General features: G+C 72.2%; 10 protein-coding genes. 7 read left to right on the forward strand and 3 right to left on the reverse strand.

Going from position 1 to position 17,461, the window contains the following annotated elements; all coding sequences use genetic code 11:
* The first annotated feature begins 49 nt into the window (after positions 1 to 49).
* Positions 50 to 2,944, forward strand: a complete 2,895-nt coding sequence (locus LO763_RS10110; RefSeq protein WP_230601853.1) for a DUF5005 domain-containing protein — start codon at positions 50 to 52, stop codon at positions 2,942 to 2,944.
* 162 nt (positions 2,945 to 3,106) lie between these two features.
* On the opposite strand, the gene LO763_RS10115 is transcribed toward LO763_RS10110, so the two are convergent.
* Positions 3,107 to 6,481, reverse strand: coding sequence for a DUF4132 domain-containing protein (locus tag LO763_RS10115; RefSeq protein WP_230601854.1), 3,375 nt, complete (start codon positions 6,479 to 6,481; stop codon positions 3,107 to 3,109).
* 161 nt (positions 6,482 to 6,642) lie between these two features.
* Between LO763_RS10115 and clpS the strand changes: the two genes are divergently transcribed.
* The 4 genes from clpS to LO763_RS10135 all read left to right on the forward strand — a co-directional run bounded on the left by clpS (position 6,643) and on the right by LO763_RS10135 (position 10,547).
* Positions 6,643 to 6,990 (forward strand): ATP-dependent Clp protease adapter ClpS, encoded by a 348-nt coding sequence (gene clpS, locus LO763_RS10120; protein WP_230601855.1) that lies wholly within the window; start codon positions 6,643 to 6,645, stop codon positions 6,988 to 6,990.
* On the forward strand, positions 6,990 to 7,562 hold the full coding sequence (locus LO763_RS10125; protein WP_230601856.1) for a DUF2017 domain-containing protein: 573 nt from the start codon (positions 6,990 to 6,992) through the stop codon (positions 7,560 to 7,562). The genes clpS and LO763_RS10125 overlap by 1 nt, the downstream gene beginning before the upstream one ends.
* A 524-nt stretch (positions 7,563 to 8,086) precedes the next feature.
* Positions 8,087 to 8,410: a DUF2563 family protein gene (locus LO763_RS10130; protein ID WP_230601857.1), complete on the forward strand. Its 324-nt coding sequence runs from the start codon at positions 8,087 to 8,089 to the stop codon at positions 8,408 to 8,410.
* Between the two features lie 79 nt (positions 8,411 to 8,489).
* The gene (locus tag LO763_RS10135; protein WP_230601858.1) at positions 8,490 to 10,547 is read left to right on the forward strand and encodes a hypothetical protein; all 2,058 of its coding nucleotides are present in this window, start codon (positions 8,490 to 8,492) and stop codon (positions 10,545 to 10,547) included.
* Between the two features lie 93 nt (positions 10,548 to 10,640).
* On the opposite strand, the gene LO763_RS10140 is transcribed toward LO763_RS10135, so the two are convergent.
* Both LO763_RS10140 and LO763_RS10145 read right to left on the reverse strand, forming a co-directional pair.
* Positions 10,641 to 13,070, reverse strand: coding sequence for an MMPL family transporter (locus LO763_RS10140; RefSeq protein WP_230601859.1), 2,430 nt, complete (start codon positions 13,068 to 13,070; stop codon positions 10,641 to 10,643).
* Positions 13,071 to 13,112: 42 nt separating this feature from the next.
* Entirely contained in the window at positions 13,113 to 13,745 is a 633-nt protein-coding gene (locus LO763_RS10145) for a TetR/AcrR family transcriptional regulator (protein ID WP_230601860.1), read from the reverse strand.
* Between the two features lie 195 nt (positions 13,746 to 13,940).
* Between LO763_RS10145 and LO763_RS10150 the strand changes: the two genes are divergently transcribed.
* Together LO763_RS10150 and LO763_RS10155 are read left to right on the forward strand one after the other, a co-directional pair.
* Complete coding sequence (locus LO763_RS10150; protein ID WP_230601861.1) at positions 13,941 to 15,407, forward strand: RICIN domain-containing protein; 1,467 nt, start codon at positions 13,941 to 13,943, stop codon at positions 15,405 to 15,407.
* 135 nt (positions 15,408 to 15,542) lie between these two features.
* Positions 15,543 to 17,441 (forward strand): glycoside hydrolase family 127 protein, encoded by a 1,899-nt coding sequence (locus LO763_RS10155; protein WP_230601862.1) that lies wholly within the window; start codon positions 15,543 to 15,545, stop codon positions 17,439 to 17,441.
* Positions 17,442 to 17,461: the final 20 nt, after the last annotated feature.

A 17,461-nucleotide genomic window follows, 5' to 3' on the forward strand; every position in this document is an offset into this window, starting at 1 on the left:
CCCTACAGGAGGAATGTTGAGAAGGCTTGCTCAAGTCTGCATAGCCGCGGTGGCAGCGACCCTGCTCGCCGCGCCCGCAGCACAGGCGGAACCCGACCCCGCCCCCGACCCCGCCCCCGACACCACTGGGCACACCGGCGTTCCCCAGGCGCACGAGTTCGACTCGGCCATCGCCGACGCGTTCGCGCAGAGCCAGGGCTTCCCCTCCCTCACCGGGGAGGCCGACTTCGGATCCGACGAGCACATTGTCGATGCGCACCGCGAAGGCGAGATCAACACCGCCGAAGCGGTCGAGTACGGCCTCGCCTCCCTCACCGACCCCGAGTCGGTCCCCGAGGAGCTGCGGCCCACCGGCCCGATCGAGGACCCCGAGCGGTACCTCGCCTACCTCTCGGCGCAGGGCGCCGAAGTGGACCCCGCCCGCAACCCGCTGCGGCAGACGATCACCGCGCCCGAGTCCTCGACCGCGCAGTACGACGACTGCGCCTCGCCGCTGGAGTACAACTTCCACGACTACGAGTGCCAGGCCTTCGTCGGCGACTTCGTGTTCCTCTACGACGTCAAGGACGACCCGAGCGACGAACGGGGCCTCCCGGCCGACGTCAACGGCAACGGCCGCCTCTCCGTGGTCCAGGACATGATGAACGCTATCGCCGAGGCGCAGGCGGCGTACGAGGAGCTGGGTTTCGAGGTCGACCCCGGAGACGGCCCCTGGGGCGTCGTGGTGGGACTGAACGAGACGCAGGAGGGCTGGTTCCAAGGCCACCCGTTCGCCCTGCCGTTCGGCATCAACGACCAGCCGATGATCATCATGCCCTCCGACCCGGGGTGGCACGACAGCGACAACTACGACTACGTGCCCCGGCACGAGTTCTTCCACATCGTGCAGTACCAGTACTGGGACACCGGCGAAGTGGGCTGGGTGTACCTGCTGAACTGGCTGGGAGGCAGCGCGTTCAAGTCGATGAACTGGTGGATGGAGTCCACCGCCGAGTGGGCCACGGCCCAGTCGTACCGCCTCCAGGACTGGGATCCCGCCAACCCGGCGGCCGCTGAACTGTACGCGCGCAACGTGGACGAATTCCTGGGCGATCCAGGGAGGGCGCTCAACGCCGCCGGTGAGCTGGGCGCCTCGCGCCAGTACGGCGCCTTCGTGCTCCCGACCTACCTGAGCGAGCGCACCGACCGCGCGTTCGTGCGGCGCACCTGGGAGCGGATCGCCTCCAACGACGAGTACCCGATCGCCGCGATCACGGCGACGCTGGCCGGGTACGGCCTCGACCGCGACTCGACGCTGCTGGGGTTCGCGGTCGCCAACTACCGGCTCGCCGCCGAGCAGGGCGGCGCGCCGCCCAACCCCATGGCCGGCTACGGGTACGACGACCCCGACCGGGAGCTGTGGCGCGACTACCTCGGCGACGACGGGACCGACGACCACGTCCTCGGCCTGGATCGGCCGGCCCGGACGGTGCGCGCGGTCCCGCTGGGGCACGACGAGACCTACACCGCCGCGATCGAGCCGGGTGGGGCGGCGTACTTCGACTTCTCGGCCGTCGAGAAGTCCGGCGACCCCGCCGACGGCTACGAGTCGACCCTGACCCTCGACACCGGGAACCACGACGAGCTCGAGTACGTCGCGCTCGTCTGGTCCCCGGTCGGCAGCCCCGGGTCGCTCGCCGAATACCCGACCGCCGCCCGTGCGGTCTACCCGAACGCGAACGGCGTCATCACCGTCACCGATTTCGCCTCCCCCATGGTCGTCACGCTCATCGCCGCCCGCACCGACCTCAACCACGACTCGGCCGAGGCCGACGAGGACGGCCGCGATTACTCCTGGCGGGTGCGCGCCCTCATCCCGCTGGACAAGCGCTCGTGCGACCTGTCGGATCTGGACGTGGGCAACCTGGAGGCCGACGCCGCGCCGCAGCAGCTGTTCCTGGACTACGCGGACAGCACCCCGAACGGCTGGACCGGCGGCGACTCCACCTACTCGGTGCGCCTGCCCGACGGCGACCTGCTGTGGCTGTTCTCCGACACGTTCCTGGGGCCGCTCAACGACGACGGCACCAGGCCGACCTCCGCGCCGCTGGTGAACAGCACCTTCGTCAGACAGGACGGGAACTCGCTGTCCACCATCCAAGGGGGCACGGCGGCCGATCCGGCCGCGATCATGCCGCCGTCTGAAGCGAACCACTGGTTCTGGCTCGGCGACGGCATGATCTCGCGCCAGAGCGGCGTCGACTACCTCCAGGTGGTCTACCAGGAGTACTACCGGTACGGCACCGGCGCCTGGGACTGGGCCTTCAAACGCAACGTCGTGGCCACGTTCTCCCTGAACGACCTGAGCGAGCCCCTGCGGGTCGACGAGCTCCCGTCCCAGGCGGGCGCCTGGGGCTCGGCGCTGCTGCCGGCCAGCCAGTCCGGCGACGGCTACACCTACGTCTACGGGCTCGCCGACGCCCAGACCAACAAGAAGCAGCGCATCGCCCGCGTCCACGGTTCCAACCTCAACGCCGTCGACAAATGGCAGTACTGGACACCGGACGGGTGGACCGCCTACGAGTCGGACGCCGGCATCGGCCTGAACGGGATCGCGAACGAGTACTCCGTGACCAAGTGGAACGGCCAGTACGTCCTGGTCAGCCAGGATTCGACGCTCGCCTTCGACAACGAGGTGTATGCGTACACCTCGTGCTCGCCCGCCGGCCCGTTCACCAACCAGAGCCTGATCTTCGCGATGCCGGAGACGGGACCGTGGGGCAGTTACGGGGACAAGGACGTCTTCGCCTACAACCCGCACATCCACCAGACGCTGAGCTCGGGCAACACGTTCACGCTCTCGTACAACGTCAACCACTTCGACACCACCGTGGGCCCGGACGGCGCCCACTACCGCGACCCGAGCATCTACCAGCCGAGGTTCATCACCTTTACGCTCTCCTGATCCGACCGGTCCGACAGCGGGGACGGGGCCGTCACGGCCCCGTCCCCGCTCGCCGCGGGGCCCGGGACGGTGGTCGGTCTCGGGCGGCGGACCAGGACGCTCGGCGCCGTCGGCGAAGTACTCGGCGGCGGGCCGGATCGATGGGCCCGGCCCGCCTCGCCGTCAGGAGGCCGCGGTGATCCTGGTGAGCGCGCCCAGCACTTCGGCGGCGGTCACCGCGTCGACGCCGGTCGGGTGGTCCCCCTCGCCGGACGCCGCGTAGTCCGCACTCGCGGACAGGCGCACGCTCACGACGGTCTGGACCTGCGCGGCGTCGACCCTGCCTTCGTAGCTCTCGATGCCCGGGTCCAGCGAGACCACGACGAAGCCGCCCTCCGGCAGCGGGTAGTGGAAGCCCGGCTCGACCCACCAGCCGTTCGAGGCGCCGCGGCGCCACCCCCACTTGGCCAGCCCGAGGACGCTCCCGGACTTGAGGGTCGCGCCGTCGAAGCGCGTGATCCGGCCGCTCTCCAGCTCCTCCGCCGTGAAGTCCGCGACCGGCCGCGCGAGCTGCCGGAACGGCTGGAGGATCTCGTAGTCGGCGAAGACCTCGGCCCAGTCCGCGAGCCGGTCTCCCAGCATGACGGGGTGGGCCAGGCGGATCGACGCGTCGCCCGGCAGGTCGCGCCGGTCGTCCTCGACGTCGGCGACCGTGCGGTCCTCGGCCAGGCGGAAGCCGAAGCTGCCCGCGCCGGTCTCGGCCAGCCACACGAGCCGCCGGGCCAGGTGGCGCATCAGCGGGTGGCCCGAGAAGAACTCCTCGAACTCCGGCACCGTCCACGCGCGACCCGCCACCATGGCGTGTTCGAGCCGCCGCACCTGCTCCTTCGCGACCGTGCGGAGGTCCTTCTTCAACTGCGCGAACCGCTCGTAGGCGGCCTCGGCGGCCGCGGCGTCGTCTTCGGCGCCCGGTTTCGGCAGCCGCTTCAGCGGCGTGCCGTCCCCATCGGACACGAACGGTCGCAGCTCCTCGTCGAAGCCCACGGTGAACCGCCGCGGCCCGTAGTCGAGCACGAGGCTCGTCTCGCCGTCGAGCCCGAAGTCCGGCACGAGCCGGTCGGCGAGCTGCTCGGCGGTGAGCCCGAGGCGCTCGGCGACCACCTCGATCTGCCGTCCGGCCTCCTCCTTGAGCGCCTTGAACTCGACCTTCCGGGAGATGCCGTGGAGTGCGCGCAGGGAGGTCTCGGAGCCGATGGCGCCCAGGACCTCGAGTCCGGTGACGGCCCGCTTGTGCTGGCCCTGGCCGGGCCACCGGCGGACCAGCGCCGCGATCTTTGCGACGGTGTCGTCGTCGGCGAAGCGCGCGAGCTGCGTGAACGCCCATCCGTCCTTGGACGGCGCGCCGACGTCCGTCCACAGTTCGAACAGCTTCCAGGAGAAGCGCGTGAGCGAGGCCGGGTCGCAGGCCTCGGTGACGACCTCGACGCCCGCGTAGGGGAGCTGCGGGCTGTCGAGGGCCAGCACGGTGGTCAGATGCCCCACCGCTTCGGGGGGCAGCGCCGACTCCCGTCCCTTGAGGATCACCTGCGGCAGCATGGTCGGGGTCGCCCAGGCGGGCGGTCGGGGGATCCTGGCGTCGAGCGGGTCGAGCGGGTCGGTCGCGGCGAGCGCGCCGATCGCCTCGGCGGCGGCCTCGCCGTACGCCTTCGCGGCGGCCGTCACCGCCTCCGCGCCCTGCTCGGCGATCAGGTGCCGCAGTGCGACGGTGGCGGCGCGGCGCGCCGCGGCGTCGCCGCCGAGCGCATCCGGGACGAGCAGGAGCGCCGACGCGTCGGCGTGCCGGTCGAACCAGCGCTTCGCGACGGGTACCAGGGATTTCGACCGCGCGAGCCAGTCGGCGGCGATGCGGGCGACCGCCGGGCTCCGGATCGGCACGAGCACTTCGGCGAGTCCGCTGCGGCCCTTGGCGAGATCGGTGACCCGATCGGCGACCCGCGGCCCGAACCTGCCGAGGAGCCGCATGAGGTCCCTGCCGGCGGGGTGGCTGGCGGTGCCCTGCCACCGGTCGAGGAACGGCTCGGCGTCCTCGGCCTTCCCCCAGGAGAGGAACATCAGCAGGTGGTCGTACCCGGGGTGCTCCTCGAGGAACGCGAGGAGCTGTTTCGGCTTATCGGCGTCGTACCGCGTGTAGGGGTGGTCGTCGCCGACGGTCGCCCAGCGCCGCTCCTCGTCGGCGTCGGCCCAGACGACGCCGGTCTCGGATGCGGGGGCGAGGCCCTCGATCACGACTCCCTTGCGGCGCTTGCCCTTCCATGGCGGGGTGACCAGGAGCGGCGGCAGCGCGTCGGCGGGGGCGTCGGGCACCCTGTCCGAGGCGTCCAGCAGCGCGGCGACGGCTTCGCGCGTCCGCTCCCCGGCTTCGGGCAGCGCGGCGCCCAGCGCGGGGGAGGACCGGACGACGCCCGCGAGCCGCTCCCGCTCCGCCGGGCCGGCCTCGCCGGCGCGGGCGGCGACGGCCCGGAGCGTGCGGTGCGGGAACCGCTCCGCGGCCGCCATCACCGCGGTGAGCACCCCGGGCAGCGCCAGCCTGTCGACCAGGCAGCCGACGGCCTCGTCCGAGGGCAGCAGGCCGATCGCGGTCATGAGGGCGGCGCGGGCGGGCTTGGACATCCGCGCGAAGCGCCATTCCAGCAGGCTCGCCAGCACCGGGAGCGCGGCGGCCCCGAGGCCCTCGAGCAGCGGGGCGAGGTTGCGCTCGTCGATGCGGTCGGGGTTGACGCCGTGCCGCTCGACCAGCTCCTGGTGCAGCGGGTCGGCCGCGATGGACCACAGCATCCAGTCGTCGACGCGGCGGCGGTCGAAGTAGCCCGTGCCCGCCTCGAACGCCTCTCGGACCCAGTCGGCCTCGGTCGGCAGCAGGAGCGCCGCGCCGATGCGCCGCTCCGGGTCGGTGCGGCGCGCGCCGACCGCGGCGGCGGCCTCCCGGTACTCGGCCTCGGGGGCGGCCGCCAGGAGCGAGCGGAGGCGGTGGACCGCGGGCTGGGCGGCCAGCCAGCCCTCGGGCTGGTCCCAGTAGAGGTAGGTGCCGAGGTTGCCCTCCGCGATGGCGCGGTCGTCGGGGGCGAAGGAGCCGTTGCGGATCATCGCCGACTCGAGGACGGCGGCGGCGGCGAACGCGAGCCCGTGGACGGCGACCCAGGCGTCGAGGTGCCGCAGGCGGACGGCCGGGTCGATCGTGTTGTGCACCCGCCGGTGCGCCTCGGTGCTCTCCAGCAGGTGCATCACGGCGGCCGCGCCGACCGGGTCGGGCCGCCCCTCCAGGTGGGCGGTCATCGCCGCCGCGTACTTCTCGTTCGCCCGCCTGGCGAGGCCCGCGTCCAGCTGCGGGCGCTTCTCGGCGATCCGCCGGGCCACCGCTTCGGCCGCGCTCGGGTCGACCGCGGTGTCGAAGTCGGTGTTGGCGACGTCGCGCCCGCGCCGGGGCGGCACGTGCCGCCGCCACTTCGCGGGGAGGCTGAGCCGGTCTTCGTCGGGGCGGGGCGTCTCGGACTGTTCCATGCCGCGCAGCCTAGAGCGGCGGGCCGACACGCCGTCGCCCGCGCGTTCGAACAGTGATGGCGTTGAGCGCGTTGGCGACAGTCGGGACGGTCCGGGCCGCGGCGCGCGGCGGCCCGGGTCCCGCAGGCGGCGCCCGCCGACCCGATGGCAGCATTGACGCCGTGTCCGTCCAGTCCTCATCCGTCACCACCGCCCCGCCGGGCGGCGTCCTGGCCGCCCCGGTCGAGGCCGAGCGCGCGGCCCCGGCCGCGACGCCCGCCGAGACCGCCGAACCCGACCTCCCGTGGGTCACGATCGTGCACAACGACCCGGTCAACCTCATGAGCTACGTGTCGTACGTCTTCCGCAGCTACTTCGGGTTCACCGAGGACAAGGCCGAGCGGCTCATGCTCGACGTCCACCACAAGGGGCGCGCGGTCGTCTCCAGCGGCACCCGCGAGGCGATGGAGCGCGACGTGCAGGCCATGCACGGCTACGGCCTCTGGGCGACTCTGAGCCAGGACCGCTGATGGCCCGCCACTTCGAGCCCCGGCCCGGCGGCGGCGCCGCGATCACCTTCGAGCCGTTCGAGACCGCCCTCCTGCGCGACTGCGCCGAGCAGCTCCTCGACCTGCTCGGCCCCGAGGACGGGCCCGAGGACCCGCTCGCCTCGGCCCTGCGGCAGGGGCCCAGCGAGGCCCCCGAGGACCCGGCGCTGGCCCGGCTCCTGCCCGACGCCTACGGCGACCGCGACGACGAGGCGCGCGCCGCTTCGGCGGAGTTCCGCCGCTTCACCGAGAACGACCTGCGCGCCCGCAAGCGGTCCGACGCCCTCGCGGTGCTCGCCTCGCTCGACGAGGCCGAGCCGGCGGCGGGCTCCCGCGACGCGGACGTGCGCCTCGGCCCCGACCGGTGCCGCCAGTGGCTCGGCGCCCTCAACGACCTCCGGCTCACCCTCGCCTCCCGCCTGGGCATCGCCGCCGAGGGCGACGACCGCGCGCTCCTGAAGCTGCCCGACGACGACCCGCGCCAGGCCGCCGCGGCCGTCTACTTCTGGCTGACCTGGCTCCAGGACGACCTCGTCGAGGCGATGATGCGGTGAGGAGCGGACCGCCGCGGCCGACGGACCGGAACTCTCGGAACCACAGTGGCCAGAGTGGAATGACCTTGACGGATCCACCTGGGGCGCAACGGCTCGACGCACCCGATGCAACCGGTTGCGGCGTGTCCGCAGATGAAGTTCTGGTAACGAATTCGCCAATGGGGCCGGGCGTTTCCGCGTCGCGTCCGGCGCGGTCGCGCGCCTCGCCGTCCGATGTGACTAGCGCGCGCTACGTCGTCCCAGTTCAGGGCCCGCGCCGCACCCGGCGTGGAACCGGTTGCGCGCCGGGCGTCCGAGAGGTGTCGGATGCCCGGATTCAGAACGGAGTGTTTATCATTGCCCCATCCTCGCGCCGCAGGGTCCGGCCAGGGCGGACCCGTGGTCGCGGCTGACGCAGAGAGCGCTCACCTGTCGACGGGGCGCCGGCTCGGGGGACGCGAGAAGGGCTCTGCATCTGTTAGCCTCGATCGTGTCAAACGGCTCATCGTCGTATATAAGTCGTAATATTCACATAAGGCGATTCCATGGCTGAACGAGTAATCGATCCCGAAGCGCTCGAGGAGTACCGGGCGCTCATCCGCGAGCAGTTGGACCACCTCGACTCGATCATCCCCAAGCTCGAGAACGGTCAGAGCCTCGGCCGCGCGCCCGCCTTCGGGCAGATGGACGCGTCCCAGGCCGCCCACGAGAGCTACGCCCAGTTCCACCAGACGACCTGGGACAACCTCCAGGACCTCCGCGAGGCGCTGCACGGCATGATCACGACCCTCAACGACTCCGCCGAGCTGGCCGAGGAGTCCGACCAGGCCGCCGAGGACGAGATGAACCGGTATGAGTCGGCCCTCTGACGCCACCGCCCGCACCGGTCGCCGCCCGGGGCGGCGCCGGCCCGACACCTTCCCGCCGGCCGAGAGCGAGTAGCAGCCGATGTCCGAAGAAGAACCCGATTTCGAGCGCAAGGACTACGGCGACCTCTCCGAGGGCCAGTCCGGCGCCGACTACCAGACCGCCGCGAACGACCTGCGGGTCAGCCCGCAGTGCAGCCACGACTCGTGCACCAACAGCACCGAGGACCCCGCCGAGCCCGCGTGGGTCAAGCTCATGTCCGCGGTGCCGCAGGCGAACCAGATCAGCAGCCTCAAGGCCGCCCGCGAGGGCACCATGATGCTGCCGGAGGGCCAGACCATCCAGAGCATGGTCGCCTCGATCCGGCCCCAGCCCGAGGCCGATTACGCGCTCGACACCATCCGGGACGAGTGGATCGACTTCCGCGAGGACTTCATCACCATCGCCCCGAAGCTGGAGCAGGGCCTCACGACGCTCTCCGGCTTCTGGAAGGGCACCGACTTCGACGCCTTCGAGGAGCAGGCCGAGACGGTCCTGAAGAACTGCAAGACCATCGCGGGCGACATCGCGGGGGAGAACGGCGACGGCGGCGTCGTCAAGCTGCTCGACGACAAGCAGCTGGAGATCTACGACCAGCAGGGCGGCACCTCCTGCGTCTACCCCGCGCCCAAGTTCTACATGCAGGGCACCAGCTGCGGCTCGCACCAGATCCACATCCGCCCGCCGTTCTTCAAGAACTGCGAGATCCACAAGAACGACGAGATCAAGAAGGCCGTCGAACTGGCCGGCTTCGACCCCACCGTCATCGACGAGGTGCAGGAGGGGCGCGAGACCACCTACAACCGGTGGCTCGAGTACGTCAACGCCAACCCCGACTACGAGGAGGGCGGCGTCAAGGGCGAGGCCCTGGCGAAGCAGAAGGCCGACGAGTTCGCCGACCGCCGCCTGATCTCCCTGGGCGCGCAGGGCTCCGAGCAGCTCGAGGAGGAGTCCGCCCGCGTCAACGAGGAGGTCACCGAGCGCCACTCCAACGCCGAGGCCCACGTCCAGGAGATCACCCCGGACGTCCGCAAGGGCGAGGCGACGACGTTCAACGACGGCGAGACCCCGCCGTTCGACAGCGGCGGCCTCGACATCGGCGACGGCGGCGGGATGCCCGACCTCGACGGGACCGGCGGCATCGACGGGATGCAGACGCCCGGCGAGCTCAAGTCCCTCAGCGGCGGCGGCCTCGACGGGACCGGCGGCGGCCCGGGCGGCGGGGGCCTGGACAGCACCAGGCCCACGATGCCGAACAGCGGGAGCCTCAACGGCCTCAACGACGAGAACCCGTTCGGCTCCAACATCCCCGACCCCGACAACGTCACCGGCGGCACCCTGAGCACGCCCAGCAGCAGCGAACTGCCGCCCGGGTCGAACCTCTCGGGCCTCAACGGGACGCCGCCCGGGGCGGACTACTCCGGGAGCGACCTCGCCGGCCTCGACGACAACCCCTGGAGCGCCGGGACCGACCCCGACGACATCTCCGGCGGCCTCGCGAGCGGCGGCGGCCTCGGCTCCCCGCCCGGCGGCATCAGCACGGGCGGCCTCAGCGGCGGCGGCCTGGGCGGCACCGGCGGCGGCACGCCCCCGAGCTCCTTCGGCGGGCCCGGCCTCGGCGGCACGACCGGCTACACGCCGCGCCGCGGCTCCACCTCCGGTCTCAACGGGCCGCGCAAGCTCGGCGGCACGGACGGCACCGGGCCGCGCAAGATCGGCGGCAAGCTCGACCCCGGCCGGACGACCTCGGGGCTCCCGGGCGGCTCGGGCAAGGGCGGCAGCCTCGGCGGCCCGCCCGGCTCGTCGGGCCGCGGCAGCGGCCTGAGCGGCCTGAGCGGCGGCTCCGGTTCCGGTTCCGGCTCGGGGGCCGGCCGCGGCCTCGGCGCGGGCGGGGTCGGCGCGGCCGGCGCCGCCGGAGCGGCCGGTGCCGGAGCGGGCAAGGGCGGCGTCTCCGGCGCCCACGGCATGATGGCGCCCGGCGTCGGGGCCGGCGCCCGGCGGGACGACGACCAGGAGTCCGAGCGCCAGTTCTGGATCGCCGAGGACGAGGACGTCTGGGGCGGCGGTCCCGAGGACGAAGAGGAAGACCCGTACGCGTAGGCCGACAGGCCCGGCGACACCGCCGGGCCCGGCCGCCGCAGCGCGAAGGCCGCCGACCGGAACCCCGGTCGGCGGCCTTCCACGTTGCGGCGCCTACCCCTTCGCCGCGGGCTGCGCCTCCTGCTCGACGTGGGGGTGGCGGCGCTCCAGAGAGGCGCCCTCCACGTCCACATCGGGCAGGATCCGGTCGAGCCACTTCGGCAGCCACCAGGCCTTGTCGCCCGCGAGGTGCATGAGCGCCGGGATGAGCAGCATCCGCACCACGAACGCGTCGACCAGGACGCCGAAGGCCATCGCGAAGCCGATCGGCCGGATCATCGCGCTGTGGGAGAACATGAACCCGCCGAACACGGCGATCATGATGATCGCCGCCGCGGTGACCACCGCGCGCCCGGCGTGCAGGCCCTGCACGACCGCGAGCCGCGCGGGCGCGCCGTGCGCGTACGCCTCCCGCATCCCCGAGCCCAGGAACAGCATGTAGTCCATCGCGAGTCCGAACAGGATGCCCACGAGCAGGGTGGGCAGGAAGTTCAGGATCGGGCCGGGGCTCTCCACGCCGAACACGTCGGCGAGCCAGCCCCACTGGTAGATCGCGACCACGCCGCCGAGCGCGGCGAAGTAGGACAGGATGAACCCGAAGGTCGCGATGACCGGCACGTAGATCGACCGGAACACCAGGATCAGGATGATCAGCGACAGGCCCACGACCACCAGGAGGTACAGCGGCAGCGCTTCGGCGAGCTTGTCGGAGATGTCGATGTTGCCGCTGGCCGAGCCCGCGACGCCGATGTCGTAGACCCCTTTGACGGGGGAGAGGTCCCGCAGCGTGTGCACCAGGTCCTCGGTGGACTCGCTGGTGGGCCCGTCCTCGGGCACGACCTGGAACGCGGCGACCGTGCCGTCCTCGTTGGCCCCGATGGGGGCCACCGCGACCACGTCGTCCTGCTCGAACAGGGCCTGGGCGATCGCGATCTGGTGGTCCACGATCGCGGCCTCGTCCGCCGAGGGCGGCAGGTCGGCGACCACCAGCAGCGGGCCGTTGACGCCCGCGCCGAAGGACTCGGACACGGTCTGGTAGGCCTGGTACTGCGTCGAGTCGTGCGCCTCGGTCGACCCGTCGGGCAGGTTCAGCCGCAGGTCGAGCGCGGGGATCGCGAGGACCAGCAGCCCGGCCACGCCGGCGACGACGATGCCGAGCGCGCCGAGCACCGTGAACTGCCGCGGCTCCTTCGCCGCCTTCGCGGGCCTCGCGCCCCCGGCGACGGCGGCCCGGTCCTTCCGGCCCAGGACCCGCTTCCCGACGAGCGCGAGCAGCGCCGGGGTGAGCGTCACGGCCACCAGGACGGCGACGACGATGCACATCGCGCCGACGGTGCCCATGAGGCCGAGGAAGGGGATGCCGGTGACGTTGAGCGCCAGCAGCGCGATCACCACGGTCGCCCCGGCGAACACCACGGCGTTGCCGGAGGTGCCGTTCGCGAGCGGGATCGACTCCTCCAGGTCGTAGCCGTCCTTGAGCTGGCGGCGGTGGCGGTTGATGATGAACAGCGAGTAGTCGATGCCCACGGCCAGGCCCAGCATGATGCCGAGGATCGGCGTCACCGACGCCATCTCGACCGCGCCCGACAGCGACATCGCGAACAGCGCGCCGACCCCGACGCCCACGAGCGCGTTGACGAGCGGCAGCCCGGCCCCGATGAGGGTGCCCAGCATGACGATGAGGACCACCGCGGCCACGACCAGGCCGACGACCTCGCCGACGCCGAAGACGTCCGGGACGCCCCCGGCGATCTCGGTGGAGTAGTCGACCTGGACGCCCTCGATGTCCGCGTCGTCGAACACGCCCGTCAGGCCCGACTTGGTCTCGTCGGAGAGCGCCATGGAGTCGTCGCTGAACTGCACCTGCGCGACCGCCGCGGTCCCGTCCTCGGAGACGACGCGGATCTCCGCGGCCGTCGCCATCAGGGCCGCGCCCTGCTCGAGTGCGGCCTGCTGCTCCTGGATCGCCGCGAACCCGGCGTCGAGCTCGGCCTGCTGCGCGTCGAGCTCGGCCCGGGCCTGCTCGATCGTGCCGGCCTCCTCGGCGGCCGCGCGGGCCGCGTCGAGCTCCGCCTGCGCGGCCTCCAGCTCGGCCAGTCCGGCCTCGAGCTCGGCCGCCCCCGAGGCCATCGCCTCGGCCTGGGCGGCCTGCTCGAACGGGTCGACGACGCCCTCGACCCCCTCGACCTCGGCCGCCTCGTCCAGGGCCGCGCCGATCGCCTCCTGCTGCTCGGGCGTGAAGGCGCCGTCCTCGGCCTGGAAGACGATGGTGCCCGACCCGCCCGAGGCCTCGGGGAACTCCTCGGCGAGCCGGTCGGTCACCTCCGAGGTCGGCGTGTCGGGGATGGTGAAGGCGGTGGCGAGCGTCCCGCCCCCGAGCGCGTAGGCGGCGCCCGCGGCGGCGAGTACGAGCACCCACACCGCGATCACCGTCTTCGCGCGCCGGGCGGCGGCGCGTCCTATCCGGAACAGCAGTTCGGCCATGGCAGTCCTTCGGGTGTTGTGGACGGATTCTTGGAGTCGGCGCTAGACGGCGGCGTGGCCGTTTCGCACCTTGTCGAGCAGGCGGTCCAGGAGCTCGCGCCACACGCGGTGGGAGTGCTCGTCGACCACGGCGCCGGTGGCGTCGTACCAGTGGCGGTGGACCACGATGAGGCCGCTCGCGACCGAGGCGACCAGCAGGTGCACGCTCAGCTCGTCGGCCTCGGGGCGGCGCTCGGCGATCTGGCCCACCAGGAGCGTGCACAGCTCGGTGAACGCGCCCAGGAGCATGGCGGCCGAGCGCGGCGGGGGCGGGTCCTGGACACCGCCGAAGACCCGCGTCAGGTACGCCATCGGCTCGACGAGCTCGATGTCGCGCAGGGTGGCGGCGAGCTCGTCCAGGATCGAGGCGCCCTCGCCCGCGGCGGAGCCGAGGGCGACCTGCTCGAACAGGCCGCCCAGGAGTTCGCCGCAGACGATGATGAGGAGGTCGTCGAGGGTCGCGAAGTGGTTGAAGACGGTGCGCCGCGAGACGCCCGCCCGCTCCGCCAACTCCTCGACGGTGAAGTCCGTGCTCTCGGTCTCCCGCATGAGCGCGGCCGCCGCGTCGATGATCGCGCGGTGGCGCCGCTCCCGCAGCAGCGAGCGGCGGTCGGTGGTCGGCGGAGTCGGCGGCACGGGGCCACCCTACCCACTCGGTGCACTCAGTGCAAATTGTTCACCGGTCGTTCGCCGTGACGCCTCCCGCAGGCCCGCCGCCGGGGCCTTGCGCGACCGCACGCGGGTTATGTAAATTGAAGAAATTAAATATCACGATCATCGATGCCCCTGGCCCCGAACGATCGTGGTCCCCTCCGTACGAAGGAGCGACGCATGACCCTGTCCGCACCCGCCGCCCGAAGACGACCGGCGCTCGCCGGCCGCTCCCGCCTGCTCCTCGCGATCGCCGTGGTCGCGATCGGGGCGCTGGTGGCCGCCTCCCTCACCGTCTGGAACAGCGCCAAGGCCCAGGCGTTCGAGACGGGCGTCTGGTACAACATCGAGTCGCGCCATTCCGGGCTGGTGCTGGGGATCCGGGCGGCCTCGACGGCCAACGGGGCCGAGCTGGTCCAGTGGGACTCGAACGGCTCGACCGATCAGCAGTTCCGGTTCCTGGACTCCGGCGGCGGCTACTACCGTATTCAGGCCCGGCACTCGAATAAGGTCCTGGACGTCGCCTCGGGGAGCACCGCTGACGGGGCGCTGGTCCAGCAGTGGGGCGACGCCAACAGCACGAACCAGCAGTGGCGGGTCACCGAGTCGGGCGGGTACGCGACGTTCGTCAACCGGGCTTCGGGTAAGGCGCTGGACGTGTGGGAGTGGTCGACGGCCAAGGGCGGCCGGATCTCCCAGTACGCGCCCACCGGCGGCACCAACCAGCAGTGGGAGCTCAACGAAGTGGGCGGCGGCGGCCCCGGCGGCGTCGGCGACCTCGTGGGCTTCGCCGAGGGCACCACCGGCGGCCAGGGCGGCACCACCGTCACCGTCACGAACCAGGCCGACCTCGAGGACTACGCCAACGCCCCGGGCGCCTACGTCATCAGGGTCGCGGCCGCGATCAACATCAGCCCCAAGGGCAAGGAGATCCGGGTCGGCTCGAACAAGACCATCATCGGCGTCGGGACCTCCGGCCACATCGTGGGCGGCGGGTTCTTCCTCGGCGAGGGCACGAACAACGTCATCATCCGCAACCTCACGATCCGCGACACCCTCATGCCCGAGGACGACCCGGACGACAAGGACTACGACTACGACGGCATCCAGATGGACACCGCCAGCAACGTCTGGATCGACCACAACCGCATCTACAACATGAACGACGGCCTCATCGACTCGCGCAAGGACACCACGAACCTCACGGTCTCCTGGAACGAGATGGGCCCGGGCAACAAGTCGTTCGGCATCGGCTGGACCGAGAACGTCACGGCCCGGATCACCATCCACCATAACTGGATCCACGGCACCAACCAGCGCAACCCGAGCACCGACAACGTCCAGTACGCCCACCTCTACAACAACTACCTCCAGGACGTCTCCGGCTACGGGAACTACTCCCGCGGCCACACGAAGATGGTCCTGGAGAACTCCTACTTCGACAACGTCAACGACCCCTGGTACCCGGACTCGACCGCGCAGCTGCGCCAGAGCGGCAGCATCTGCGTCGACTGCACCGGCGACCGGATCACCAGCGGCTCGGCCTTCGACCCGTCGGACTTCTACGACTACAGCCTCGACCCGGCGAGCGGGCTCCCCGCCCTGCTCGACGCCTCCGCCGGGCCGCAGGCCTGGCTCGGGGTCTGACCGGACGCCGGCCCCCGGAGGCGAACCGGGCCTCCGGGGGTCCTCACGTACCGGGACCGGCGGTTGACATGGCGTTATGTACCGGTAAAGTGCTGGAGGTTCGCACCCGCCGCCAGCGCCGCTAAGGAACCGCCCATGTCCCAGCCACACCGCTCCTCCCTGCCGATCCCCGACGTGGTGATCGCCGACGAGTTCTGGTCCCCGCGCCGGGAGACCGTGCGCGCCGAGACCCTCCCGCACCAAGAGGAGCGCCTGCGCGACGGCGGCCAGTTCGCGGCCCTGCGCTTCGAGTGGCGGCCGGACCCCCACGACGACCGGGAGCGGTTCCCGATCTTCTGGGAGTCCGACGTCGCCAAGTGGATCGAGGCCGCCGGGTACGCGCTCGCATCCAGGCCCGACCCCGGGCTCGAGGCGGCCGTGGACGAGGCGATCGCGCTGCTCGCCGGAGCCCAGCAGGACGACGGCTACCTCAACGCGTACTTCACCGCGATCAAGCCCGGGAAGCGCTTCACCGACCTGCGCGACGCCCACGAGCTGTACTGCGCGGGCCACCTCATCGAGGCGGCCGTGGCCCACTTCCAGGCCACCGGCAAGACCTCCCTCCTCGACGTCGTCCGCCGCTACGCCGACCTCATCGACCGCGAGTTCGGGCCCGGCGGCTCCTGCGAGGGCGGCTACTGCGGCCACCAGGAGATCGAGCTCGCCCTCGTGAAGCTGTTCCGCGCCACCGGGGAGCGCCGCTACCTCGACCTGTCGCTGCGCCTGCTCGACAACCGCGGCAAGGCGCCGTTCTACTTCGACGAGGAGGCGCGCGAGCGCGGCGATGCGGGCTACTTCGGCGGCCAGGGGTCGGTCGTCCGCGCGGACCGGCGCTCGCGCGAGTACAACCAGTCGCACGCGCCGGTGCGCGAGCAGACCGAGGCCGTGGGCCACTCGGTGCGCGCCATGTACCAGTACGCGGCCATGGCCGACCTCGCGCTCGAACTGGGGGACCAGGGCCTGCGCGAAGCGTGCGAGCGCCTGTGGCGCGACCTGGTCGGCACCAAGCTCTACGTCACCGGCGGCATCGGCGCCGACCCCTCCATCGAGGGCTTCGGCCCGGCCTTCCACCTGCCCGACGGGGACGGCTACGCCGAGACCTGCGCCGCGATCGGCCTGGTCTTCTGGGCCCACCGCATGATGCTCCTGACCGGCGAGGCGACCTACGCGGACGTGCTGGAGCGGGCGCTGTACAACGGCGTGCTCTCCGGCGTCTCGGCCGACGGCACCGCGTACTTCTACGGCAACCCGCTCGCCAGCGACGGCACCGTCGAGCGCAGCGACTGGTTCGACTGCGCCTGCTGCCCGCCCAACCTGGCGCGGCTGCTGACCTCGCTCGAGGAGTACGTCTACGTCGCCGACGACGCGGGCCTGGCGGTGAACCTGTACGTCTCCGGCACCGCCCGCTTCACCCGCGAGGGCCGGCACGCCTCGGTGACCCAGCGCTCCGCCTACCCGTGGGACGGCGCCGTGGCGCTCACCGTCGGCGGTGAGGCGCCCCTGGCGTTCGCGCTGCGCCTCCGCATCCCCGAATGGACCACCGGCGAGCCCGCGATCGCGGTCAACGGCGAGCCCGCCTCCTTCGCGGTCGAGCGGGGCTACGCCGTCCTCGACCGCACCTGGGCCCCCGGCGACCGCGTCGACCTGGTGCTGCCGATGGCACCGGTGCTGGTCCGCGCCGATCCCCGCGTGGCCGCCGCCCACGGCAAGGTCGCGCTCCAGAAGGGACCGATCGTCCACTGCGTCGAGGAGGTCGACAACGCGGCCCCGGTGCCGCACCTGGTGATCGCACGCGACGGCGAGCCCGCGGTGGAGCACCGCGACGGGCTCGACCGGATCACCGTCGCCGGCGCGGTCGACGCGCCCGCCGCGGGCGGCCTCTACCGCACCGGGACTACCGCCTTGCGGCCCACCGAGGTCCGCACTGTGCCCTACTTCGCGTGGGCCAACCGCGGCAAGGGCACCATGGCCGTCTGGGTCCGCGAGGCCCCCTGACCACCGGCCGAGCGGCCTCC

Origin of the sequence: Glycomyces amatae, from assembly GCF_020991375.1 — a bacterium.
Lineage (GTDB): Bacteria > Actinomycetota > Actinomycetes > Mycobacteriales > Micromonosporaceae > Glycomyces > Glycomyces amatae.